Annotated in this window: 26 protein-coding genes; 12 read left to right on the top strand and 14 right to left on the bottom strand. The window is 42.0% G+C overall.

Annotation, left to right across the window (positions count from 1 at the left end; genetic code table 11):
• Positions 1-165 precede the first annotated feature (165 nt).
• The gene (locus ACFSJY_RS05135; RefSeq protein ID WP_386031792.1) at positions 166-519 is read right to left on the bottom strand and encodes a hypothetical protein; all 354 of its coding nucleotides are present in this window, start codon (positions 517-519) and stop codon (positions 166-168) included.
• On the bottom strand, positions 509-1,324 hold the full coding sequence (locus ACFSJY_RS05130) for a hypothetical protein (RefSeq protein WP_386031790.1): 816 nt from the start codon (positions 1,322-1,324) through the stop codon (positions 509-511). The genes ACFSJY_RS05135 and ACFSJY_RS05130 overlap by 11 nt, the downstream gene beginning before the upstream one ends.
• 218 nt (positions 1,325-1,542) lie before the next feature.
• Between ACFSJY_RS05130 and lepB the strand changes: the two genes are divergently transcribed.
• From lepB to ACFSJY_RS05110, 4 genes are all read left to right on the top strand, one after another.
• Positions 1,543-2,472: a signal peptidase I gene (gene lepB / locus ACFSJY_RS05125; protein ID WP_386031788.1), complete on the top strand. Its 930-nt coding sequence runs from the start codon at positions 1,543-1,545 to the stop codon at positions 2,470-2,472.
• Positions 2,473-2,475: 3 nt separating this feature from the next.
• Positions 2,476-2,997, top strand: coding sequence for a hypothetical protein (locus ACFSJY_RS05120; RefSeq protein ID WP_386031786.1), 522 nt, complete (start codon positions 2,476-2,478; stop codon positions 2,995-2,997).
• Positions 2,998-3,071: 74 nt separating this feature from the next.
• Positions 3,072-3,425, top strand: coding sequence for a hypothetical protein (locus ACFSJY_RS05115; RefSeq protein WP_386031784.1), 354 nt, complete (start codon positions 3,072-3,074; stop codon positions 3,423-3,425).
• A 42-nt stretch (positions 3,426-3,467) separates the two neighbouring features.
• Positions 3,468-3,737, top strand: a complete 270-nt coding sequence (locus ACFSJY_RS05110) for a hypothetical protein (protein ID WP_386031782.1) — start codon at positions 3,468-3,470, stop codon at positions 3,735-3,737.
• Between the two features lie 177 nt (positions 3,738-3,914).
• Here ACFSJY_RS05110 and ACFSJY_RS05105 read toward each other — a convergent pair whose 3' ends face one another.
• On the bottom strand, positions 3,915-4,748 hold the full coding sequence (locus ACFSJY_RS05105) for an HAD family hydrolase (RefSeq protein WP_386031780.1): 834 nt from the start codon (positions 4,746-4,748) through the stop codon (positions 3,915-3,917).
• A 12-nt stretch (positions 4,749-4,760) separates the two neighbouring features.
• On the bottom strand, positions 4,761-5,081 hold the full coding sequence (locus tag ACFSJY_RS05100; RefSeq protein ID WP_386031778.1) for a DUF6482 family protein: 321 nt from the start codon (positions 5,079-5,081) through the stop codon (positions 4,761-4,763).
• Positions 5,082-5,270: 189 nt separating this feature from the next.
• Between ACFSJY_RS05100 and ACFSJY_RS05095 the strand changes: the two genes are divergently transcribed.
• Positions 5,271-5,771 carry a DUF2780 domain-containing protein gene (locus tag ACFSJY_RS05095; protein WP_386031776.1) on the top strand — a complete coding sequence of 167 codons (501 nt, stop codon included), beginning with the start codon at positions 5,271-5,273 and terminating at the stop codon, positions 5,769-5,771.
• A 79-nt stretch (positions 5,772-5,850) separates the two neighbouring features.
• Here ACFSJY_RS05095 and ACFSJY_RS05090 read toward each other — a convergent pair whose 3' ends face one another.
• Together ACFSJY_RS05090 and ACFSJY_RS05085 are read right to left on the bottom strand one after the other, a co-directional pair.
• Positions 5,851-6,999: a DUF4405 domain-containing protein gene (locus tag ACFSJY_RS05090; protein ID WP_386031773.1), complete on the bottom strand. Its 1,149-nt coding sequence runs from the start codon at positions 6,997-6,999 to the stop codon at positions 5,851-5,853.
• A 91-nt stretch (positions 7,000-7,090) separates the two neighbouring features.
• Positions 7,091-8,581, bottom strand: coding sequence for a winged helix-turn-helix domain-containing protein (locus tag ACFSJY_RS05085; protein WP_386031770.1), 1,491 nt, complete (start codon positions 8,579-8,581; stop codon positions 7,091-7,093).
• Positions 8,582-8,812: 231 nt separating this feature from the next.
• Here ACFSJY_RS05085 and ACFSJY_RS05080 point away from each other — a divergent pair, with 231 nt between their 5' ends.
• Positions 8,813-10,051: a sensor domain-containing diguanylate cyclase gene (locus ACFSJY_RS05080; RefSeq protein ID WP_386031768.1), complete on the top strand. Its 1,239-nt coding sequence runs from the start codon at positions 8,813-8,815 to the stop codon at positions 10,049-10,051.
• A 23-nt stretch (positions 10,052-10,074) separates the two neighbouring features.
• Here the strand turns inward: ACFSJY_RS05080 and ACFSJY_RS05075 are convergent, their stop codons facing one another.
• The gene (locus ACFSJY_RS05075) at positions 10,075-10,773 is read right to left on the bottom strand and encodes a DUF2306 domain-containing protein (protein WP_386031766.1); all 699 of its coding nucleotides are present in this window, start codon (positions 10,771-10,773) and stop codon (positions 10,075-10,077) included.
• Between the two features lie 181 nt (positions 10,774-10,954).
• Between ACFSJY_RS05075 and ACFSJY_RS05070 the strand changes: the two genes are divergently transcribed.
• Positions 10,955-12,142, top strand: coding sequence for a helix-turn-helix domain-containing protein (locus ACFSJY_RS05070; RefSeq protein WP_386031764.1), 1,188 nt, complete (start codon positions 10,955-10,957; stop codon positions 12,140-12,142).
• Between the two features lie 109 nt (positions 12,143-12,251).
• A complete protein-coding gene (locus ACFSJY_RS05065; protein WP_386031762.1) occupies positions 12,252-12,968 on the top strand; it encodes a substrate-binding periplasmic protein in 717 nt (238 codons plus the stop codon).
• Here ACFSJY_RS05065 and glsB read toward each other — a convergent pair.
• The 5 genes from glsB to katG (ACFSJY_RS05040) form a co-directional block, all read right to left on the bottom strand.
• On the bottom strand, positions 12,965-13,873 hold the full coding sequence (gene glsB / locus ACFSJY_RS05060; protein WP_386031760.1) for a glutaminase B: 909 nt from the start codon (positions 13,871-13,873) through the stop codon (positions 12,965-12,967). The genes ACFSJY_RS05065 and glsB overlap by 4 nt on opposite strands.
• Before the next feature lie 170 nt (positions 13,874-14,043).
• Positions 14,044-15,429: an alpha-amylase family protein gene (locus ACFSJY_RS05055; protein WP_386031758.1), complete on the bottom strand. Its 1,386-nt coding sequence runs from the start codon at positions 15,427-15,429 to the stop codon at positions 14,044-14,046.
• 240 nt (positions 15,430-15,669) lie between these two features.
• Entirely contained in the window at positions 15,670-16,197 is a 528-nt protein-coding gene (locus tag ACFSJY_RS05050) for a hypothetical protein (RefSeq protein ID WP_386031756.1), read from the bottom strand.
• A 9-nt stretch (positions 16,198-16,206) separates the two neighbouring features.
• Positions 16,207-17,406 carry a S1 family peptidase gene (locus ACFSJY_RS05045; protein WP_386031754.1) on the bottom strand — a complete coding sequence of 400 codons (1,200 nt, stop codon included), beginning with the start codon at positions 17,404-17,406 and terminating at the stop codon, positions 16,207-16,209.
• Between the two features lie 139 nt (positions 17,407-17,545).
• Positions 17,546-19,759: a catalase/peroxidase HPI gene (gene katG, locus ACFSJY_RS05040; RefSeq protein WP_386031752.1), complete on the bottom strand. Its 2,214-nt coding sequence runs from the start codon at positions 19,757-19,759 to the stop codon at positions 17,546-17,548.
• A gap of 123 nt (positions 19,760-19,882) precedes the next feature.
• Here katG (ACFSJY_RS05040) and ACFSJY_RS05035 point away from each other — a divergent pair, with 123 nt between their 5' ends.
• The 4 genes from ACFSJY_RS05035 (at position 19,883) to katG (ACFSJY_RS05020) (ending at position 23,662) form a co-directional block, all read left to right on the top strand.
• On the top strand, positions 19,883-20,803 hold the full coding sequence (locus ACFSJY_RS05035) for a hydrogen peroxide-inducible genes activator (protein ID WP_386031750.1): 921 nt from the start codon (positions 19,883-19,885) through the stop codon (positions 20,801-20,803).
• 106 nt (positions 20,804-20,909) lie between these two features.
• A complete protein-coding gene (locus tag ACFSJY_RS05030; RefSeq protein ID WP_386031748.1) occupies positions 20,910-21,044 on the top strand; it encodes a hypothetical protein in 135 nt (44 codons plus the stop codon).
• A 9-nt stretch (positions 21,045-21,053) separates the two neighbouring features.
• Positions 21,054-21,266: a DUF2061 domain-containing protein gene (locus tag ACFSJY_RS05025; protein ID WP_386031746.1), complete on the top strand. Its 213-nt coding sequence runs from the start codon at positions 21,054-21,056 to the stop codon at positions 21,264-21,266.
• A 197-nt stretch (positions 21,267-21,463) separates the two neighbouring features.
• Entirely contained in the window at positions 21,464-23,662 is a 2,199-nt protein-coding gene (gene katG / locus ACFSJY_RS05020; RefSeq protein WP_386031744.1) for a catalase/peroxidase HPI, read from the top strand.
• 112 nt (positions 23,663-23,774) lie between these two features.
• Here katG (ACFSJY_RS05020) and ACFSJY_RS05015 read toward each other — a convergent pair whose 3' ends face one another.
• Both ACFSJY_RS05015 and ACFSJY_RS05010 read right to left on the bottom strand, forming a co-directional pair.
• Positions 23,775-24,194 carry a hypothetical protein gene (locus ACFSJY_RS05015; protein WP_386031742.1) on the bottom strand — a complete coding sequence of 140 codons (420 nt, stop codon included), beginning with the start codon at positions 24,192-24,194 and terminating at the stop codon, positions 23,775-23,777.
• Positions 24,195-24,242: 48 nt separating this feature from the next.
• The gene (locus tag ACFSJY_RS05010) at positions 24,243-24,794 is read right to left on the bottom strand and encodes a hypothetical protein (protein ID WP_386031740.1); all 552 of its coding nucleotides are present in this window, start codon (positions 24,792-24,794) and stop codon (positions 24,243-24,245) included.
• Positions 24,795-24,805: the final 11 nt, after the last annotated feature.

Genomic DNA, 24,805 nt, shown 5'->3' with positions numbered 1-24,805 from the left:
CTAGGAAGTGTCGATGCCCACTATAGTCTGGGCCTTTTACTTTATAAAGGGCTAGGAGTAGAAGACAAAGAGAGCTATCGACTTAATCAAATACGCAGCAGATGAGAATTATCAAGACGCTATTCATTTTATGTCAAAAATTTTGAATGATGAGTGTTAGAAGACTTATTTATAGAGTACTGGTAATACACTTACTATATATCTTCTAGCATAAACCCACCAAATCGCACCTACGTCGTCAGTTAACAAATAAAAATTTAATCCGTCATCGACATAGTTAGACTCTATATATCTAGTGATTAAGTCGTTGCGCAATTCAATGGTAACAGGCGCTAATAAACTAAACGAAAGATTAACAGCTTCAACGTTTAAAAAGACTAATTCAATCTCTCCTTTGTCTTTAGTTCCAGTATCACCATTAAACTTAATAGTAATAGCTCCTGAAATAACAGTGATATCTTCAACCGATGCAGGTCCATGAAGCACATTAAGGTAGCTGTTCAACTCTTCAAGGTTCATATTGAGCATTCTTTTTTTCAGAAACGCATGGCTTGAACTCAACGGCTTTGAGTTCACCGATTAAATCGGACTTATCTATCTCTTTAATGACTTTTTTCATAAGCTTTTTTAGATGAGGCTTGAGATATTGATGAGCTGCGTCATCAGGTAGCTTTTTTAGTTTTATAAACAGAGCAAGCGCATATATATGCTCAGTTTCACTTAAATAACCACTACGGCTAGTCTTCCATCCTTGAGAGTCGGTATCAGTATACTGACTAAAATTGAATGCAGAGTTCGCCATAAATAGGCCAAAGCCCATGAAAGTAGCAGCGACATCAGTAGCAAATTCCCAATTTTCCCAACCACCCGGTGGTTCTTCTGGTGAAGTAGCCGTTAAATAATGCGCAAGCTCATGTGCAAGTGTGGCAACTAGCTGAATAGGCTGTCCTACCAAGGCAGGGTTATAGGTAATGATAACCTCATTGTTCTCAGTAGCCTGAAACGTCCCATTTGGGCTTGTTGGACTATTTTGAACAACCATTGTTGGAGCCACTAGAGGATTTGCGTCTTCCTCTTGCTCTTGTAACTTACAATCCCAAGAGTCCATATTTGCATGTTTTTTAACTGACTTAAAAGTTGCCGCAGCAGCCGCTTCAGGGCTATCTACTTCATCAGGAAAGTGTTGTTTGGTAGGTAAAACTAAGTTAGTTAATTTATAAAAGTCATCACCACCAAAGTTCCGCAGTAACCATTTAAAAGTGGCAATTAGAAATTCTTGATCTGCTGACGATAGCAAAGGTTTTGATTTGAAAAGGCTAAACATAAATCCATTTATTTTTTATTCGAATATTCAATGTACTAGCCTACTTTACTGCTAATTTAGCTGATAGACCACATCATTTTAGATTTCGCGCTAAACTTTTATAACACGTCACGAAAATACTCATACCTCTCCTTTCAGAGTAAATCAACCTCACTAATTGACTCATAAACATCAATAACTTAAGGTCTGTTTCAAATAAAAATTAAAAGGATTTTAGCTTGTCTGATGCATGGAAACCCAAAGGTTGGATAGCGATACTGCTAGGGTTAATACTGCAACCATTTGTTTTTTTATACGTCAATAAACTCAAAGTATTTTTCTTATATTTACTGGTTGTAATTTGCAGTGCTTTGTTAGATATGAATCTGCAAGCTACTGCGACTGAGTCAATTTGGTATAAAGACATCTATTTCTCCAGTTTTTTCATGTTAATTTGCCCCGCCCATGCTTACTGGATAACAAGAAATTATAACGCGAATGATCCCCGCGCATGGTTTGCGAGTTGGTGGGCAACATCTTTGACATTTATCAGCGTTTTTATATCTATTATTGGATTTAGAACATTCCTTATTGAGCCTTTTACTTTACCAGCTTCATCTATGGCTCCTACTTTAGACAAAGGAGTTCAAATACTAGTTAGTAAACTTGGTTATGGGAACTATCGATATCTAGGCATTCAAATTCACAAGACAAAGGTTAGTGCAGAGGTTAAAAGAGGAGACGTTGTAGTTTTCCAGTACCCTCAAAGCCCGGAGTCAGACTGGGTTAAAAGAATAATTGGTCTTGAAGGTGATCGTGTAATTTATCGAAACAAGACTGTATATATTAAAAAAGCATGTGATGCTCAATCTGAAGAATGCTCTGGTTTTGAACCGCTAAAATCTTCATCTGAATCGGTTTCACCCGAAGGTTTAATCGTGCGAAAAGAGGAGATTGATGGGCAAGAATACGAAGTTTTATTGAATGAAGCTCAAGGCGACCTTACACATCATTATTTTCGACAGGTCGGCAGTGGGACTGGTGAGTGGGTTGTCCCTGAGGGTCACTTTTTTGTCTTAGGTGACTCTAGAGATAATAGTTTAGATAGTAGGTTCTGGGGATTTGTACCCAAAGAAAACTTGATCGGTAAAGTTGTTTATTCTTGGTAAATGATGAAAAAGAATAGCGTTAAATTACTTATTTATATTGTGGTTGTTTGTTTAGTTGCCTACTTAGCAATAAATAACTCTGCTCATGACGAGCAAGATGTCTTTCTTTCGTTGGTTCAAACTATTAAAAAAAATGAAAGCTCTAAACAAGCTGCCTTTTACAGTTACCCCACTCACTGTATGCAAAATGTAGAGAATATTTATGAACTAGAAACTGGCTTATGGAATAGTTTTTTGAAAGCAAATGATTATAACAAAGGACCTGTACAACTCTTTTCTCTCAATGGGTTAGCAAACACTGTAAAGTGGGAGGATAACCTTCAAATTTATGACACAGAAGGTGGCTCTAAGCTATTTAGAAGTTCAAACAAAGATCTTATAAAATTATCTAGGGTTGGCTTTAATAGTAGTAAAGAGCAAGCTCTAGTTTGTTTAGAGTCTAGCTGGAGAGGTATATTATTTCACCTCCGAAAACAGGATGATAGTTGGGTAATTGTTGATGAGTTTCAAGCTTGGATAAGCTAGTAAACTAGGGCCAAAATTTGAAGAAGATCATAATATTCATACTAGCTGCCTTTTCTTTGAAAAGTATAGCTTGTATGGTTCCAATACACGGTGAACAGTATGACAAGCTAATTGTACTAACCCAGTTAAAAGCAATTAATAGCTACAACTTGTCAATCCCTAGTAGTGTGAATTCATCGAATGAACTACCTTCAGTCTTTGTTATTTATGACAAGAAAGAAAGCAGTAACACTCAGCCAGTTCAATTTGTTCAAGAAATAGAAGTGATGGGGTTTGCAGAGAGGGTCATTGATTTTTTTTGGTCAAGCGATGGAGATGTTCTCAATATAGTGTTTACGTCAAAAGAGAAAGAGGGCTATAACAGAACTTTAAAAGTTTCTTGGCCTAGTGAAGTGTGTAGTACTTCGGCTAGCAAGAAAATGTTTTAAGTTCCTTACGTTCATTTTGCCGCTTTAGAAACGAAGTTAACAATGGAAATATATACCCTTAACAATGGCAGAGCCGATACACTACTCTATGCTCTGAGCCAAAATCAGTTAAAAGAGCTTGATTCCGCTTTCAAGCATTTCAATAAAGCCACTGGTATACGAATTGATTTATACGGTGACACCAGGTTTTCATCTGGAAATGAAGTTCTTATAGAATCAATTGAAGAAAGCTTGGAAATTAAATCAAAGACAAGAAAAGATGTTGTTAACGTCCTTAAGGCCAATAAGAAGATTATTTTTGTAGGAGACTAACTGCTTTAAATTTGATTAGTTATAGGTACAAGCGTTGAAATGTTGTGACTGAATCCTAGATAATGTGACTGAAAAAATGAAAAGTCGAATTTTCAGCCACCCCATATGTCAGCTCTGGCAAAGTTCAACAGATGAGACTCTCTCAAGCATTATGACTGGTCACAACTCTAACCAAGGCTACAAACTAAACCTTTCTCGCAAGAACTTTGCTACCCCATCATCGTCATGATGGCCGATAATCTGGGTAGCTTTTTCCTTTATTTGCTCGTTGGCGTTTGCTGGTGCATAGCATTCGTCTGCAATATCAAACATGCTCAAGTCGTTGTAGCCGTCACCAAAGCAAATGACGCTATCAACCGCCAGTTGAGTTTTAAGCCTTTCAATGGCGGCGCCTTTGTTAGCGCCGTTATGATGAATATCTATCCAACGATAGTCCTCTCGTTCAGCAGCTTGGCCAGAATAGGATGCAATTTGTTTGAGTGAGGTTATGTTTTGCTCTGCGCTCAATACTTCTTCACTTGGTCCAATCATACTAATATTGGTAACACGCACATCGGGTGCCATTTGCTCGATTGGCATCAATAACGTGTCTTGATGATCACTTAAGCGTTCAAGCACACTCTGTTCTATCTGATTTTTGAATCTGCTGTGAAAAATGATGCGCTGTTTCTCGTCATTTATTGCGCTAATAAAAGGGGTAGCTGATAAAGATTCCATTGCAGTGAGTGCAGACAGGCTCTCGTCTTTTGTTAAACAATTGTCGAAACTAAACTGTTCTTGTTTAGGACACCATGTCACTACGCCATTTGTGTATATCTGCGGGAGTCCGAATGTGTGATCTTTGATGATTCGAGCCGCAGAAAGAAAGCTTCTGCCCGTAGCTATCGTGTAGTGAATACCTTGCGAATCCATATCTCTGAGCGTTTGCAGTGTTAATTCGGAAAGCTCTGATGCCTTGTTTAATAATGTTTGGTCAAGATCAAATACAACTAACTGCTTGAGTTCGCTCAAAATAATTACCTTTTAGTGTAAGTGTTTATATGTAGAGTATGGGTTTTTCCGCAATGGAACTTCGAGTCGGTTACTGCCCTGCTTTGGCGGTTGACCCACCATTTCATCGTATGCACTTTCATGCCGTAGAACAATCGCCTCTATGTCCATGTGTTCAAAATGTTCACGCATTTTGGTGAGATTTCTCGTGGTCAGTGTTTTCGTTTCAGACTCCCAAATAACATGCTCATCGCCGTTTATAACAGCTATCGCCTGATATAGTGCCTGCTCGAGTGAGTTGATGATTAGCTTATCTATCTTCCTCGAGGGTAAATCTTGATAAAGTAACTTCATGTGTATGCCTTTTTATTTGAGCATTAACCTGTGCCAACGATTAAATCGGAACCAAATACTTTAAAATTACGTCGTGAATGGTGCATTTGATCAAAGACGGCTTTTTTCGAGAACAGCTAAAATCAAAGCATCGGCTACTCATTCCATCTATACTGAGCGACAGTACGATAAAAATTAAAGGAAAACTCAATGAAAATTGCAGCAAAGCAATGGGTAAATAGAGCTTTTATTGTTTCATTACTTACCCTGATGTCGTTATTTAGCGTTGTGAAGTCTGCATATGCAGAAGACTCATCGTCGTTAACCAATATGCTGGTTAGCAACTTAGGTATTACAGAGCAACAAGCACAAGGTGGTATGGGTGCTTTACTTAATTTAGCGAAAACTAATTTGTCAGGTGGTGAATTCTCATCATTGCTGGGCGGTATTGCTGGTGGTAGCGATATGTTAAGTGCGACGCCTGAGGTGAAAGCGAAGGAAAACAGCACATCTTCAATGTTGGGCAGCTTAGGCGGTAATTCGCTTAAAGCCTTGGCTGATAGCGCCTTGGTGAAAGAGCAGTTTGAGGCACTGGGATTAAGCCCGAAAATGATCGGTTCATTTGTTGATACATCAATCAACTACTTACAATCTGAGCAAGGCCAACAAATGGTTGATTTATTTAAGAAGGGCGTGACTAAACTCCTCTAATAGTAAGCCACAAGCTCCTGTCAAAAAAAAGAGAACCTATTTCGGGTTCTCTTTTTTATTTGGTTTTAGCCGCGAATAGTTACTGCGTGCTTGCGGTGTGCATCGGCTGCTCTTTGATACTGACTAACACACGGTCTGCCAATTCCAAAGCCGTTGTGAGATTACTGGTATCTTTATAGATATCGCCATCTCTTCCTGAATGGTGGCCGTGACCAATCAATACCATTTGATTTAAGTTATCAGGCTGGCTGAAATCAATCACCGATTCATAAATGACAGAAGGCTGCGCACTGAACCCATCACCAGAGTATATTTCGTCATCTGGGAATCTATCTGACGAGTAGTATTCGTTATAATCAAACGAATGGTTTATCTCCATTCGCACGCGGTATTGCCCTGTTAACGCTTCAGGCATTGTGATTGTGTAGATAAAGTTTTCCGTCATGGTCGCACCGCTAAATCCATCCACTTCTAAGCTATTGTCGGTCGGTACAAAATAGCCATTGTCTGCTTTAGCAGCTAGTTGATGCAGAAAAACAGGTAGTGACTCAGGACGCATACGAGTGTCTTTGCTTTCAGGGTCTTCGCCTCCTTCCAGTGCGCTCGCCGCAATCGGATTAGGGCCTACCATTAAGTGGGAATTGAACACTTGATTGGGATCTTTCTTGCTGACTTTATTCGTGAAATTGTTGGTTGCAATAGCGCTAGTGACATAAAGCGGTTGTACAAATTCACCTGAAAGCGTTTCAAGCCATATAGCGTACTGCGGCCACAGAAAATAAGGTCCTTTTTTAAGTTCGATGGTGATTGACTGCCCTGTTGCTCCTTCAACATCCACTTGTCGTTCCACATACATGTGCTCAACATCGTCGTTTCCTTTGTCCGCTGCTTTGAGTGTTTGACCAAGGCGATAAATATCCATCGCCGGCGATAAACGCAGAAATGGCGATGCGATTAAGTAGCCAATAAATAGTAATGCTACTGGAAAAGCGAGGTTTATCTTCCCTTGGTGTTTCTTTAACGGGTTTAGGTATTGCACTAAAGGCTTGTAGTTTTTCACTAAATGCCAAATCAGTGTCAGTACCATGGCAAAGCCAATCATTGTGTGAATGAGTGCAATTAAATTACTGTGCTGCTGACTGAACAGCAAAAATGACGTGATAAGCATCACAATAAAGGCAAAAAATAATGCCGCGCCAATAAATGAGCGCGATTGCATAGCTGGCATAAAACTCTCCTCGTTTGTTTTGTGTTTTATGCCCGCTGAAGTCTATTAAGGTCTAATTAATCTTTTTGAAATTTTCTGAAATCGTTGATATCTATAAGGAATTTATAAGTGATTCTATTTCGTCTATTTTGATTGTTAAGTGACGTTTGGTCGCAATATCCATTGCTTTTTTAAGTGCTAGAGACTGCTTTTCTGTGTCATTTTGGCGCTTTGCTAACTCGCTCAAGAATATCCAGGACTGGGTTTCACCCAGTGGACACTTAAGCACTTGATGGTAGCCTTTTGCCTCTTCAATCAGTTTTTCTGCATTGAGAAAATCATCGGTATGCATCGCGATTGTCGCTTGTAATTCGGTGAGGTAGGCAAGGAATAACCAGTCTTTACTTTCCTGCGCTAAGCCCAACCCTTCAGCAATAGTCTGGGCTGCTAATTCAGGCGTGCCATTCATAATGCTATAGATACTTTGAAAGTACAGCAGTCTGGTAAGCTCTTGGTTGTCAGCTTGCTCTCGAGCAACGGGTAACGCTGCATTGAGCTGGTATTTGGCATCTTCAATGCTGCCGGTTTTTAGGTAGCTTTCAACCAGTAGCCGATGAGCGGTAAGATTGTTTGCATCACTGTCGACAATACTTTTCAACAGTGCAATGGCTTGTTGGTCTTTGTTTTCAAGTTTCAGGTCAATGGCAACGCCCAACATTTCATTATTGAAATCGGCGTGATACTGACTTGCACTATATGGTGAACTTGGTCCTATGCGCGTTGCAATTAGGTCGCCTAGTTCGTCGATGGCGCCCTGAATATCTCTATTAAAAATAGCACCCTTGTGCTGCGAATTAGGTCGATAGAATGTGTAGCTTAATTGGTAATCGTGTGGTGAACCTGACAGCCTAGTGGCCACAATAAAGTCTGCGCCAGAAACGGTAAAAATGTTAGGTATGTGATCAGGTTTAATGTCAGTTAAAGGTGCACTCGCTCTTTCTAGCACTTGCATAACGTAGTCGGTTTGTAACACGCCGACTTGGTCATTACTGGGTAGACGTTGAATGAGTTGGTCCATCAAGCCCAGCCTTATCCAGCTATGATCGTTGCCAGGGATACGATTTTCGGTAGGTAGAATCACTACAGAGCCTGAAACATTTAACTCAACACTGCTTGGGGAAGCGTGCTGAGCTGGCGTCCAATATTGCGTGTATACACCAGTTATTGCTGCAATAAAAATAATGCTGGCTACAAATGTTATAGTTAATCTATTGACCTTGTTATCACTCGACTGCTCATTAACAGTCTTTACTTCGGCTAGCCAAACATAGCCTTGCTTGGGTATGGTTTTAATGACAATGTCATCAGCAAATAATTTACGTAGCTCTTTTATCGACTGAAAGATGACTTGCTCATCAACCACCGAATCACGCCAAACTGAAGACAGTATGGTTTGTTTACTGACAGAACTGCCTGCATTCTCTAACAATAGAATCAACAATTGGCAGGTTTTAGGTCGAATATCGATAGGTTCGCCGTTAGGTGCTTTAACTGAAAGTGCTTGGCTATCTATTTCGTAATGTAAACAATGAAATCGTGGCAAGGTAGCGATGTTTGTTGCTCGTTAATAGGGGTTAACTTAAGGGAAAATAACAATCAGTCAATCAATAAAGTAAAACTAATTGTGTCTATTCATCAGTTATTGGTGAATTCAGGTTGACCACTTCACCTATCGTTAACCATACTAAACATATAACAATGATGTGATGTTGCTGATCAGGTAAGCATTTGTATCTCTGCATCAATAAAGTCATATAGTAGTAAGCAGGTGTTCATGCTCGATTCCCTTCTCAATAATGTAAACGCGTACATCTTCGTTAAGAATTGTCAGGGAAAGTACATCTATGTCAATCAAAAGGTTGCTGAGCTATTTGAAAAGCCTATCGATGAGATTTTAGGAAAAGATGACAGTGAGTTTTTTGATTTAACGCATTATCAAACCCTCAAAGAAAATGACCAAAAAGTGCTCTCAGAACGTGTCACCATTGAATCGGAAGAAGAGACATTTGTTAAAGCATTGAACTCTATCCGGGTCTACAAAACCACTAAATCACCACTGTTTGAAAATGGTGAGTTGATTGGTTTGTACGGTGTTTCCACCGACATAACCGAAATGAAATTGCTTCAAGACGACCTAAAACGAAAAGAAAACCTGTTGAATGTAGTGTTAAACAATGTCGATGCTCATATTTACATGAAAGACAGCAATAGAAATTTCTTGTATGTAAACAACAAGGTGGCTGATCTGTTTGGTTATGATGCTGACTTTATCGCCGGTAAGCGCGATTCTAGTGTGCTGCCACAAGAAACCGCAGATCATTTCTGGCAGTCAGATAAACAGGTTTTCGAACGTAATGAAAAAACCGTTGCCCATGAAGTCGTCGAAGATAATGGACAAAGGTTGCATTATCAAAGTGTCAAAATACCGTTTGAATATGAGAACGGCCAACAAGCGCTGATAGGCTTTTCAACAGACGTTACAGAGCTGTATAACCTGAAAGAATCATTTGAGCAGCTGGCGGTGCTTGACCATTTAACGGGATTAAATAACAGGCGCTATTTTGAAGAACAATCCATAAAAGAGTTCAATCGAGCCCAAAGGCATAACTCACCGCTGTCGATCATTTCAATTGATATCGATAACTTCAAAAATATTAATGATACCTATGGCCATCCGGTGGGTGATCAAGTCTTGATAGAGTTGTCGAAGAACCTCAAAACCATCGTTAGAGACCATGACATTGTGGCGCGAATGGGAGGAGAAGAATTTTCGATATTATTACCAAACACTTTTTTAAACGAAGCCAAGGTGATAGCAGAACGTATTCGAGTTCATCAGCTCAACCAAGGGATTACGGGTTGCTGGGGGCAAGAAATTTTTATTACCTTGAGTTTAGGTGTTGCTCAAAGAACGAATGAACATACGCGCTTTGAGGACATGTTTAGCATCGTCGACAAAGCGCTATATCAAGCTAAAAATGAAGGCCGTAACCGAATTAAAGTGTACGCATAGTTAGCTTTCTATTCTTTTCTACTTTATTGCCCTGTCTGCTTCTTTCGATTGAACCAGAATTCAACAACACTTAGGTTGATGACAATGGCAAGTAATCGTCCGTAGTTATGGTGTAGATCAACAAGCATATCGAAAACTCCATTAAATGAGCCAAACACAAGCAGTATTAATATGTCGACAAATAAGGGTGTTACCGCAGCCAATGTGACTGCAACAGCACGTGCCATCCATTTTTGGTGAGCACTCACACGTTTATTAATGATATGCCATAGAGCGATGGAAAAGGTTAGACACATGGCAATGCTCATGACAATCAAAGAAAAATACCTTCCTCCTTGTGATTCCGGTGTTAATACGTTGTGCATCCATACACCTGAAATAGCCATGACATATCCTGAAACAACGGCAATTCTGCCTGACATCTTGTGCCAGTTTAAGTGACTTGCTCTTAGCTTGGGGGAAAACTGAAATGGCATGCTCAGAAAAAACAGTACGCCAGATCCTCCATGCACAAAAAGAGCAGCGGGTTTTTCAAAGTGTGCGGCACTCACGTAAGCCGTTAACTCGCCAATAACCGATGGCCCCAATGCAACAGCAGTGATAAAAAACATGGCAGGAATAGCAGGAATGGCCATCAAGAAAAATAGTGAGCCTACCACCGTCCAATTGAATGAAATTGTTGGCTTTTCAGAGCTGAGTTTAGCGGTATTTGCTAGTGTCATTTGTTATATCCGTATCAAGTAGCTTAGGTGGAACTGATTATGTAGAATCGAACTAACATTGGCGTCCGATTATGCTAGCTCGAACCTGTAAAAAGGTTCATCCTGTAGGTTCGAACTTTTTTCTATTTTCTCGAGCCCAGTCAATACGGGGGTTACATGGTAGAATAGAGAATCAATAGTAATGGATAACCCTGTTCAGCTTTTTTTTAATATTGTTACCTTAACCATCATTGTTTTTGGTGCGCACTTGCTTTTTTTACGTGCGCTGAATAGACAAACTTATTTGCCATTGGCTATTTGTTTACTAGCAATCGGCGTGGTTATTTGTCAGCCAAGCATCGCATTTTTATTACCTGAATTACGTGATGAATTTTTAATATTTTCCTTACCTGCACTCCTATTAATAGCACCCATGTTTTGGTTTTACGTTGTTGGCTTAACCGCCGAATCAGCATGGCATGTTAGACAAGTTAACCCCGTTCATATCGTGCCAGCGGTGATTGGCTTATTGGTGTCACTAGTGGCTGTATTTATGCCCGCAGACATAAAATACGCGCTCTTAATGGAAGGTGATGACGCTATTTTGAAAACGCTGCTGCCAACGCTCCGCTATACCGTTGTGACGCTGTTAATCACCACCTTATTGTTGGTTATTTTTTGGGTACTGCAGTCTGGTTGGTATTTTGATCAGGTTGTTCGTCGTCTTGCGGCCTATCGCCGTCAATTGAAAGACCTTTTTGCAACCACAGATGCAAAGGAGATCCGATGGCTAAGTTGGTTATTGCTAGCGGTTGGTGTGGTTTGGTCAGCAACGGCAATTAACATATTGTTGGACAACTTATTTTATTCGACAGAAATAAGTGCAAACCTTGCTGCAATAGTGACGTTGCTGATGGTATGGTCAATTGCGTTATGGGGATTGCGCCAAAAACCGGGGCTGGAAGAGCTATACGACAGTAAAGAGGAAATTAATGATGTACTCGATACGGCGCAAACTGCGTCAGGAAAGTACCAAAAGTCGGCGCTCGATCAGGCACATGCAGAAAAAATTGCGGCAAAAATAGAGGCAGCAATGCAGCAAGACAAACTCTATCTTGATGCGTCATTATCACTACAGAAGTTGGCAAAGCATATCAGCACTTCACCGAATTATATTTCGCAAACGTTAAATGAATCACTTGGCATGAATTTCTTTGATTATGTGAATAAACATCGAGTTCAAGCAGCGCAGCAGTTGTTGAGAGAAACTGACGATACTGTGCTTGATATTGCAATGAATGTCGGCTTCAACGCTAAGTCCTCATTTTACACCGCATTCAAAAAAGAAGTGTTCCAAACGCCTAGCCAGTATCGAAAGAGTGCCGACTAACCTCAATTTCTCATTAAACTTATCTATACTTGGGTAAGAGTGCGTTGTTTCCGTATCTTGCTGTTGAATTAACGTGTGTAGTTTAGTTTTTGAATGAAGTGCCGGTTCGATGAAGTTATCGTGGTTGTTGGCAGTGTTAATGTTGTTTCACATAGAAACACAGGCACAGCAGTTAGAATTGAAAGTCGTTACTGAAAACTGGCCTCCCTATATTATTAAAGGTGATGAGCCCAGTGGTATCGTTACTGAAAAAATTAATCAGATTCTCTCCTATACTAATCTCAATTACTCCATCTCAGTGTATCCATGGGCACGAAGCTATTATATTGCGACTAATAAGCCCAACGTGCTGATTTACTCAATTTACCGCAATGCCAAACGTGAGCCGCTTTTTCATTGGTTTTGTCCAATACATCAAGCTACCCCCATTCGGATATATAAACTGGCAGGAAACCCTACCGATATTGATTCTATCGAGGGCTTAAAGAAGTCTGTCTTGGGCATAATGCGAGGTGACAATAGTCATAACTTCTTTCTTCAGAATGGTTTTGTGCCAGGAAAAAACATTGATATTTCTGCCAGTGAAGAGATTAACTTATTGAAGTTAGTGAATGGTAAAGTAGATGCTGTTGTGCAGTCGGAAGAATCATTGCGTCATCGGCTCAATGACATGGATGCAGAGCACCTTACCTTTATTGCTGGGTTGGTGCTCCATGACGGTGAAAAAGCACAACATTGCATGGCATTGAGTAAAGAAACGGAGCCTGAGATCATTCAAGCGGTGCAAACCGCATTTGATACTTGGCAATTAACGCAGGCGAATTAGTAAACTGACCACCCCAGGTATTCGGATAACATTTCCAAAGCCGCTAAACCTGCATATGAGTTGCCTGCTTCATTCAAGCTTGGTGACCAAACACAGATAGAAAGTTTGCCTGGAACAATGGCGATAATACCGCCTCCCACGCCACTTTTACCCGGCATACCCACTTTAAAGGCGAAACGGCCTGCTTCGTCATATAAGCCACTTGTTGCCATTAACGCATTCAGCTGTTTGGTTTGGTTTTTGGTGAGCACTTGTCTGTCTGTGCCTAAATGTACGCCATTATTGGCAAGGTAACTGACTGATTTAGCTAAATCGATACATGACATGGTAATCGCGCAGTTGGAAAAATAGCTGAGCAGCACTTTTTCAACATCGTTATCGAAGTTACCAAATGCTTTCATCAAGTAAGCCATTGCCGCATTGCGTGAACGATGTTCGTATTCCGATGCAGCGACTACTTCGTCTACTTTAATGGCTTCATTGCGTGCCAACCGTCTAACAAAGTGCTTCATCACCAAATTTGAAGCCGCGTAATGCGACTCTATCATGTCTGAGATAACCAGTGCGCCGGCGTTGATAAAAGGGTTACGAGGTATGCCATTCTCATATTCAAGTTGAACAAGTGAGTTAAAGGGAAGACCTGACGGCTCTCGGCCAACTCGCTGCCATATATCATCGCCTTTACGCTGCATGGCCAGGGTTAAACCAAAGACTTTTGAGATACTCTGAATAGAAAAAGGCGTTTTTGCATCGCCAGCAGAATATACTTTGCCTTCGTTTGTATAGATAGCTATCCCAAATTGGTTAGGGTTTACCTTCGCAAGCGCAGGAATATAATCCGCGACCTTGCCTTTGGTGGTCAGCGGTAAACACTGTTTGTAGATATCTTCCAGTAAGTCTTTCATTTAGCGACGTAATTAGAGCCGGATGTTCAAATAATAGAGAATCTCGATGCTAACAAAGTCTTTGATAAGGGAAAACCAGTTAAACAAAATACTGGTAGTAAACAGATAAAAATAAGCGATAAGTGAGCGCCATTTTAGGCGCCCACAAGTCGATAGTTTGGCCTACGTTGTTATTGCATAAGCCACATTCTTGCGCCACGTTCTGGTAAGTAGAACTTGTGCCATTGAGAGGTTATGTATTGCGTGTCGCCCGTTAAGGTATCGACGTAATTTCGGTACCACCACAAGTTGTCGGTTGCAGTATTCACCCAAACGTCGCGACCTGAACCACACTTATTAATACCAACAATACCAACATGATCTCGTTTAAATAAGATATGACAGTCGCTGTAACTAATGACTTGCATACCATGGCCATGCGCGCCGTTATGGAACTTCAATTGTGCAACCACATCACTACGCTTGTACATATCTTGCCAGCGGTTATCACCACTTTCGTTATGATCTGAATAAACCATGGGTACGCCGCCATCACGACCAAATATGTAGGCATTTGCTAAGAACTCGTCAGTAGGGTCTAAGATTTGGTATCTAAAACCCTCATTGAGCGGGATGTCATGTGTGACACTGAAGGTTATCGCACGGTTGCCATCAAGCGCTTGGCCATATGCGCCTGGATCAACTAGCTGGGCCATCGAGCCACCGAAGCCTAATGCGTTACGCATTGAGTTAAACAACGGAAAGTCGTAGGCATTGTGTCCAGTATCGTTTAAATACGGGGCTAGAAAGCTATCGTACTCTGTTGAACCTGCACCGCCTGCGGTGATCACTTCACCAAATACATTAACGCCATTTTTGATATCACCATCAAATACGGCGTTGATATGGTAGTTTGACATATGTTTTGCAGCATCAACTCTAAAGCCGGTCACACCGAATTCTTTTAACTTGTTTAAGTAAGTCTTTTGCTGCGCGACAACCCAATTGTTAGGGTCTAGATCCGGTAAACCAGTGTCACCATTACCACCACACAATCGCCAATACTGAACATGGCCTGGATTCCCCCAGTCAGTAATACAACCTGCTGGATGGAAATCATTGGCGCCTAAAAAGTTATCGGTTATGTCACCAAACAAGGTCTGATTAGCTGTATCAGGGTTACTGGCGTATTCAGCCAATACTGCACTGCCTGGATAGCTCAAATCAGAGCGAATTGATGCTTCGTTTGCCATGTGATTAAACACGATATCAGCATACACCTCCACACCGTGGCTTTTCAGTGTTGTGATCATCTCTTTAAAGTCAGTCGTGTTACCGAGCGGATTATCAATGACGCGATAGTCTTGTGGCTGATAACGTGCCCACCATTGACTACCGGTTGATTTATACGCAGGCGAAACTAGCACCTTCTTGTAACCAAGGTTAGCAATTTCTGATGCTTTCGCCGCCACGTCATCGTACGACCAGTTGAACGCATGTAGTATCGCCTCGGCGCTGGCTGAACCACTAAAGGCGATGCTTAACGCTAAAAGACTGGTTGTTATTTTACTTTTCATTTTCTACTCCCCCCTCTGTTAATATTTTGTTAACCAAGAATAGGTTTAGCATCGTTTTCGGTTGAAAAATATTCATCTATAGGATGAATACGTATGCAGTTAAAAGAGCAATAATGTTGAAAACTGAAAAGTTAAGGTGAAAAAAAACGCCACATTAGTGGCGTTTAATAAGTATGTAAGCGCTTACTGTTATCTATTTCAAATCAAAGCGATCTAGGCGCATGACTTTCACCCATGCTTTTACGAATTACCGAAATAAAACTCGTATTCTTTTAATACTTCTGCAAGTTGGTCATCTGTCGATATATCTGAGACAAACTTTTCAGTAGATTTTTTAAGCCATTCTTTCGTTTCTTTATTTAGTTCTCGATTTGGACCTGCCCAAATCGAGTTTGCGTCTGTCACATTGTGTGTGTAAATGTGCTCAGTAACTGTTGAATTGTTAAGCCTAATACGGAACGTAAGAACGATATCGTTATTGTTAACGATAGGGATTATGCCAAGTGTTGCAGCTGAAAAAAGTGCTGATGTTGCAACAGCGGCGCTACCACCGTTTGTTTCTTGAGTTTCCATGTATGCAACAAGAAGAAAAGGACTGCCATGAAGCTCCTTGTCTAAATTCTTCCACGCATTGTTTGACTTAAGCACATCGAAGCTATGTTCATCATCGACATTACTTACGTATTTCATTGCTGGTATCGGACTAGCAGCAGATTGCAAAGTAACGCTGAATATTAAGAGAGTTATTGCCCAGTTTATAAGTTTCATATCATATCCTTATTGATAGCAAACAACTTGCCCTGTAGATGCTAACGCTATGTCGTTCACATCTTGCAAGGCTAAATTTTTATTTGTTTCGTATTGTATCTGGTGAGCATCTAAAAATTTGGAAAGGTAGTGACTTTGAAGTGCAAAATTAATATTTTGCGGGACGATACCCTCCTCGATCAGCTCTTTCGCGTTGAGAGTGCTCGTGACAACACCAATTACTTCGCCACTTTCAGCAACTAAAGCTCCGCCACTTGAACCAGGCTGAATGGGTGCACTAAACTGAAATAAGCCAAGTGAGCCTTGAAGTGCTTTTTTAGAGGTTACATTTCCAAGCGTTAAATTTGCCGAAGAAGCTAGAACACCTTTGAGTGGATAGCTCACAGATACAACCTTCTCTCCTAAGTTAATTTTCTCAGATTTTCTAATTGGTAAAAAATCTTTATCAGATACCGCCGAGCTAAATACTGCCAAGTCCAACAATTTACTGTTTTCTTCGAGTTTTACGTCAAAAACACCGTCTTTGAATTTTACTTTTGTAACCATACAGCTTTTGACTACGTGGTTTGAAGTCATGAAATTTCCATGACTATTGAGAAGAAATGCAGTTCCACTGCTTACGGGCTTATCAGCATTTATTAGCAGATTTAAATCAAAAGCAGCCATGTTTCCTGCACTAGGAAATTTTTCTTGTGAAGGTAGTTGTTTGTTTAGTATCGAAATGGCTAAGCTTTGTAGTGCCTTGAAACTAGAATTAAAAAACGCTGCGTCGGTATGTCGATAATTTGCCGTAGCATTGTTTTTGAATGTTCCAGATCTTATATTTTCACCACTTGGTAAATAAATATTGTAATTGATGGTTGAATAGACTTTTCCATTTTCAAATTTCCATTCTGGATCAAGATCTAATAGCAACCCAAATTTATCGACATCATTTTTGTAGTCGAACAGTCTGTAGTTTTTAAAATAAGGTTTAAAAGCTTCAATAACGCTATCTTGTAAAGCTTTTCCTGGTCTGTGAAGTGTTCCTGAAAAAAACTCTAGTGTTCGCTTGCCTTCTGGCAGGTAAATAGCTAACTCTGTAGAGTTTGGAGTTTCTACGCTTGCGTTCACTTTTACTTTAGGTTTATTAGTAACTCGTGAAGTATTAGCGCAACCAGTGAGCGTCAGAGAGACGACAATGGCAGCCAATATGACGATGCCCTTCATGATCATTTCCTTTTGTCATTATTTTTGCGGGACAACTTTACATTTATCGGTGATATAGCACAACTTAAGTTGCATAATGCAGGAAAATTCATGTATTGATCAAAAAAGAGCGGCGATGTTGCCGCTCAAGTTAGGTTTGTTACTTTAAATCAAAGCGATCCAGGCGCATCACTTTCACCCATGCTTTTACGAAGTCGTCCACGAACTTTTGTTTAGCATCAGCAGAGGCATACACTTCAGCAATGGCTCTTAGCTCTGAATTCGAGCCATAAATTAGATCAACTGGCGTTGCGGTCCATTTCGTTTTGCCAGATTTTCTGTCTTTACCTTCATAAAGGCCTTCTTGCGCACCTTTGCTCCATACGGTGCTCATATCAAGCAGATTCACGAAAAAGTCATTACTCAAACTACCTGGCTTATTCGTTAAAATGCCGTGACTACTGCCGTCGTAGTTGATATTGATACTACGCAACCCACCAAGTAACACCGTCATTTCAGGTACGGTAAGGCCTAACATGTTGGCTTTGTCGACCATCATCTCTGTGGGCCCCATATAACTAGTGCCATCGAAGTAGTTTCTAAAGGCATCGGCTTTTGGCTCTAAGTAAGAAAACGACAGCACCTCTGTTTGCGCTTGTGTTGCATCAACGCGACCCGGTGCGAAAGGCACAACAAGTTTTCTGCCACCTGCTTTTGCTGCTTCCTCAATACCTGCTGCACCAGCAAGTACGATAACGTCAGCAAGTGATACTTTTCGACTGCTCGACTTTTTGTTGAAAGCTGTTTGAACTTTCTCTAGCTCTGCCAGTGTGCTGCTTAGATTTTTAGGGTCGTTTACCGCCCAATTTGCTTGTGGCTCCAGACGAATACGAGCACCATTGGCACCGCCACGCATATCAGTAACACGATGACTTGCTGCAGATGCCCACGCTGTTTTCACGAGTTCTGATGGTGCAATGCCTGTCGCAATGATTTGCTTCTTAATATCTGTTGCATCTTTCCGATTAATCGGCTTGCCTTTAGCCGCTGGCAATGGATCTTGCCATAGCAGTACTTCGGCTGGTACTTCAGCACCAACATAACGAGCACGTGGTCCCATATCGCGGTGTGTTAATTTAAACCATGCTTTCGCGAAGGCTAACTCAAATTCTGCAGGGTCTTTGCGAAAACGTTCGACGATTGCTCTAAATGCGGGATCTTCTTTCAATGCAATGTCAGTGGTTAACATCATTGGGGCGTTAAATTTTCCTTTAACATGTGCATCCGGCACAAGTTTGTCAGCACCGTCAAAGTCAGGCTTCCATTGTTTTGCACCCGCTGGGCTCTTTGTTAATACCCAATTGAAGTTCATCAAGTTATCGAGGAAGTTAGTTGACCACTGTGTTGGTGTCACTGTCCAAGCACCCTCTAGGCCACTGGTAATGGTATCTTCAGCATTCCCTTTTCCACATTTGTTCTTCCAACCAAAACCTTGCTCTTCAATTGCAGCTGCGGCTGGCTCTTTGCCAACACAACCTTTAGGGCTCTTTGCGCCATGTGCTTTACCGAAGGTGTGACCACCGGCAATAAGCGCTACAATCTCTTCATCGTTCATTGCCATACGCCCAAAAGACATACGGATATCTTGGGCCGCTAAAAGTGGATCAGGTTTACCATGTGGGCCTTCTGGATTCACATAAATGAGGCCCATTTCTACCGCTGCAAGAGGACCTTTTAATTTACCTTTTTTGTCACGTCGGTTGTCTTTCAACATCACCGTTTCTGGACCCCAATACACCAGATCTGGCTCCCAGTCATCTGCACGTCCACCCGCAAAACCAAAGGTTTTAAAGCCCATAGATTCAAGCGCAACATTACCTGCAAGTACCATTAAATCAGCCCAAGAAAGGCTGCGACCGTACTTTTGCTTCACCGGCCACAACAGGCGTCGTGCTTTGTCGAGGTTAGCATTATCTGGCCAGCTGTTGAGTGGGTCGAATCGTTGTTGACCGCCTGCTGCACCGCCACGGCCATCGTGCACGCGGTATACACCAGCGCTATGCCATGCCATACGAATCATCAATGGACCGTAGTGTCCCCAATCAGCCGGCCACCAATCTTTCGAATCTTTTAAGGTTTTCTCGATATCTGTTTTAACGGTTGCTAGGTCTAACTTGGCAAAGGCTTGGGCATAATTAAAATCTGCGCCGTAAGGATTAGATTCTGCGCCGTGTTGACGGAGTGGACTTAAGTTGAGTTGCTCTGGCCACCAGAATTGATTTGTTTTTGCTTCGCCGATTGACGCAGCTATCGATGTTGAACTTAACATCGCACTTGCTGCGACTATCGCAGACAGTACCTGTTTGATTTGCATGTGCTCCCCCTTGATGGAAGTGGATAGTTGTTTTCACGAATACCCTTACAAGCATAGAAGTGTTTCCTCATTCTCGAAATCGCATTAAACTGAAGTTAATGTTCAATTTTTTAGAACGTCATCATGATTTCTATAAAACAAATCAATTACGCATTGGCGGTAGAAAAAACCCTGCACTTTAAAAAAGCGTCTGAACTTTGCAATGTGTCGCAATCTGCTTTAAGTACAGCCATTAACGAAATGGAAAATCAGTTGGGCTTAAAGGTGTTCGAACGTAACAATAAACACGTTTTTGTCACCGATTGTGGTAAGAAAGTGCTGGCAAAAGCTCAGAAAATAAAACTTGAGTTGGACGAGTTGATGCAGCTATCACAACTTGAAAAAACACCACTGAGTACACCCATGACGCTTGGTGTGATTCCGACAATTGGACCTTACTTGCTGCCTAAGGTATTGCCCGATGTACGCAAGCAATACCCTGAATTCCGCCTGAAAATTGTTGAAGCGCAGTCACATGAATTGGTCGATGGAGTTAGAGATGGTCATCTTGATGCGGCGATACTGGCCTTGCCTTACCCTATCGACGGCCTCATGAGTTTTGAATTCTGGCAAGAAGATTTCTATATGGTGTGCCATCAAGATGAATGCCCGCAACAAGCCAAAGAAATTACCACCAAAGAAATGGAAATCGACAAGTTAATGTTGCTCAAAGAGGGACACTGTCTCAAAGATCATGCATTGGCGGCGTGTCAGCAAAAGAGTATGGAGCAAGATGCAACGTTCGACTCGACAAGTCTGCATACCATTATCCAAATGGTGGCAGGTAAGCTTGGCACTACATTAGTGCCCGAAATGGCGTTAAGCCAGTTATTGCACAATGAAACCGACCTTCGAGCAATTCATTTGAACGAGCCAGGACCACACCGCAGTATCGCATTTGTTATACGTCCTAACTACGTTAAAACCCCAGATATAGAAGTGCTGATAACGCTCTTTCAAAAGCAATTGAAAGTGTTATGCCCACAAGGTGGTTCGAAAAAATAGATTACAGCTATCGATTTAATCCATTTTTATAATCAAACAAGCTCTCGCATACTGAATTTGTCAACCCAACATCGCCTATAAAGCGACAGGATATGAGGAATTTAGTATGAAAGAAGTTATTCAACAACTCGTTAACCAATTCAATAGCGCAGCGCACGAAAGCGAAGAGACACAGGTTTGCAACTACGCTGACAACTACTACGGCGACCAGCTGTGTAAATCATCAGCAGCGGAAAACTAGGAGCAAGTTATGGCGAAAACTACCACGTTTGCAGTCACCCATTTCTCTGTGGCATTCGGCGTAACCTACGCCATAACAGGTGATTTTGTGCTTGGCGGACTGGTGGCCATTGTTGAGCCAGCCATTAATACCGTGGCGTACTTTTTCCATGAGAAATTGTGGGAAAAAGCGCGTAAACCACAAATAACGCCAAGCGAAAGTAACGAACTGCTGGCCACATAGATGACTAAAGCTTTTGATATCACAGCGCGGCAGAATTAAAAACTCACCGCTGTGCACCTGATAGCAAAGCGATGCGTAATGATAAAACGGCTTGACGGTTTCGGGCAGTTGTAGAGTTACCATCTATAGTTATATCAGTCGCAAAACAAGGGCAATGTGTAGTTCGCCTTAATAATCACGAATAATTGGAGAGCACCATGAGCAATGACAATGCGTCTGCGAGCGGCAAATGCCCGTTCGTACACGGAAGCAATACGAAATTAGGTGGTACAGGCACCAACAATAAGGATTGGTGGCCAGAGCAGCTTAACCTCAATATCCTCCGCCAACATGATACTAAATCAGATCCTATGGGTAGCGACTTCAGTTACGCAGAACACTTCAATCAACTCGACTTGGATGCACTTAAACAAGATCTCTATGCATTGATGACCGACTCACAAGACTGGTGGCCTGCCGACTATGGTCATTATGGGCCGTTGTTTATTCGAATGGCATGGCACAGTGCAGGTACATACCGTATCGGTGATGGTCGTGGTGGTGCATCAACCGGCAATCAACGTTTTGCACCGTTAAATAGCTGGCCAGATAACGGTAACCTGGATAAAGCACGCCGCTTGTTATGGCCAATAAAGCAGAAATACGGCGCCAATATTTCATGGGCGGATCTGATGATACTTGCGGGTAATTGCGCGCTGGAATCTATGGGCTTTAAAACCTTTGGCTTTGGCGGAGGACGTGAAGATATCTGGCACCCAGAAGAAGATATTTACTGGGGAGCAGAAACCACCTGGTTAACAGATAAGCGGTACACAGGAGAGCGCGATCTAGAAAACCCACTTGCTGCTGTTGAGATGGGCCTTATTTATGTAAACCCAGAAGGTCCTAATGGCGAGCCTTCTGCGTTAGCATCAGGTCAGGATATCCGTGAAACCTTTGCACGCATGGGGATGGACGACAAAGAAACTGTTGCATTGGTGGCAGGCGGCCACACGTTTGGTAAGTGTCATGGCGCAGGTGATGCCGCCCATGTCGGCCCAGAACCTGAAGCGGCGCCAGTTGAAGCCATGGGACTTGGCTGGTTGAGTACGCACGGGAGCGGCAGTGGCAATGATACCATTACTAGCGGTATTGAAGGTGCTTGGACTGCCAATCCAACGCAGTGGGACAATGGTTACTTCGATGTGTTATTTGGCTATGACTGGGATTTAGTCAAAAGCCCAGCGGGTGCTTGGCAGTGGGTACCGGTTTCGCCAGCTGATGAACACTTAGTGCCTACTGCGCAGGATCCATCGAAGAAAGTAAAAACCATCATGACGACGGCAGATATGGCAATGCGAATGGACCCGATTTATGGACCTATTTCAAAGCGTTTCCATGAAAATCCAGAAGAATTCGCTGACGCATTTGCACGTGCTTGGTTCAAACTAACACACCGAGATATGGGACCTAAGGCAAACTATTTGGGTAGTGAAGTACCGAGTGAAGATTTAATTTGGCAAGACCCAGTGCCAGCACATCAAGGTGAATATCTTGATGACAACGACATTGCGTCGTTGAAATCGGAAATTTTAGCATCAGGCCTATCGGCACAAGCACTGATATACACAGCTTGGTCATCAGCATCTACTTATCGTCATTCAGATAAACGTGGTGGTGCCAACGGTGCTCGTATTCGCTTAGCGCCACAAAACACGTGGCAAGTGAATGAACCAGAGCAACTTGCCAATGTGCTTGAACACCTTGGCGCTATTCAGCGTGCATTTAATGACGCAAATAGTGGTAAACAGGTATCAATGGCGGATTTGATTGTACTTGGTGGTAGCGGAGCCATAGAGCAGGCAGCAAAAGCTGCGGGTCATCATGTGACTGTGCCTTTCTGTCCTGGACGTACTGATGCGACCGAGTCACAGACAGATAAAGCTGCATTTGCGGTGCTCAAGCCAAAAAGTGATGGCTTTAGAAATTTTGGTACCAGTGCTCCTGGCGTTCGCCCAGAAGAAACCTTGCTGGATAAAGCACATTTACTCACGCTAACGCCACCAGAGCTTACCGTGCTTATTGGCGGATTTAGAGCGCTTAACATCAATCATGGGCAGTCAGATTATGGGGTGTTAACGGATAATCCTGGTCAACTGACCAATGACTTCTTTGTGAATTTACTCGACATGAGTACACAGTGGCAAAAGACAGACAATGAATTAGTGTTTGACGGCATCGATAGAGCGAGCGGCAACAAGAAATGGACAGCAACACGTATTGATTTATTGTTTGGCTCTAATTCTGAATTGCGAGCCATTGCAGAAGTGTATGCGACCAATGAAGCGAAATCGAAGTTTGTGCAAGACTTTGTGAATGCGTGGTCAAAGGTGATGCATTTAGATATGAAGCACTAGTCTTATGGCTAATTAGCATGTAATAAAAAGCATCAAAGTAAATAGTTTATAAAGGCACGGGAAACGTGCCTTTATTGTTTACCTACGATACTTTTTCTGACGTGTGTTAACGCTATTTAGCCTTGGCGGTCATGCCTATTTTTTCGGCGTCACTCACTAGTTTTGCCATTAAACGTTTTATTGTTGGTGCGCCTGCTGCTGGGGCTGTGCCCGTGTGATTTGCTTCAAACGTATAGCCCTGGACAGTATTGTTATTGTCGTCGATGCCTTGCGCTGGAATAGCACTTACCGTTATCGCGTCAGTATCTATTCCCCAATCCACAGACGACGAATAGCCGATATCAGATGACAGTTTCAGTATCGATTTTTCTTCAAATTCCGTTTTCATCGCAGCGTAGATAAGCCTATCTGCTATGCGTTCATTAATGACGTAGATATGATTTTTTGCGTTGCCTGAAATGTCAGAGGATTTGATAGTGCCTGAACATGCGGTACACACAATAATGCACACGATCAGTAAAAAATATTTCATGATGGTTCCCTTTTGTCGCTTTTGTCTGCCCTGTAACGCTTCATGTGTTTATTGTTCGCAGAGAGCGCGTACTTTGATTAACGCATTGTCGGTTTCTTTGTCTGTTGTTGCTGCCAGTAATGCCTTTCTTGCCGCGACACATGCGTTGGCTTGTTGCGTTTGCATATCGGTAACATCCTGTTCAGATAAGGCGGGATGACTAGGGTGTAAACAAAAGCTGTTAGAGACAGGCCTGACGTTTACATGCCTTTCAATGGTCTCAATTACGACACAATCGCCGACATTAAACTTGCCATTATCGAGAGCAACTTGTTTGAGTTGTGTGCCTTGTTCTATTTTATAAATAAAGATGCGGCGATCGCCCTCTAGCGCAGAGGTGATCGCAAAGCCACCCGCGGCACCAGACAATACGCTTTGTGTTGAATCGCCAATGAGTAGCCCCAACATGCCGCCCAAAAGGGTGCCCTCGGGTACATTCGTTTCAGGAGCTATTACTTTTACGTTGATAACATTGCCATAGAATTGCTCAGGCTTTTCTGTGGCGAACGCCCCCGGAATCAAGCACAAGGAACAAAGTGTCATTGCTAATTTTTTAAACAACGCTGATTTCT

It is taken from the genome of Thalassotalea euphylliae, from assembly GCF_042682785.1.
Lineage (GTDB): Bacteria > Pseudomonadota > Gammaproteobacteria > Enterobacterales > Alteromonadaceae > Thalassotalea_F > Thalassotalea_F euphylliae.
The sequence above is the reverse complement of the archived record's forward strand: the minus strand, read 5'-3'. Positions and strand labels throughout refer to the sequence as shown.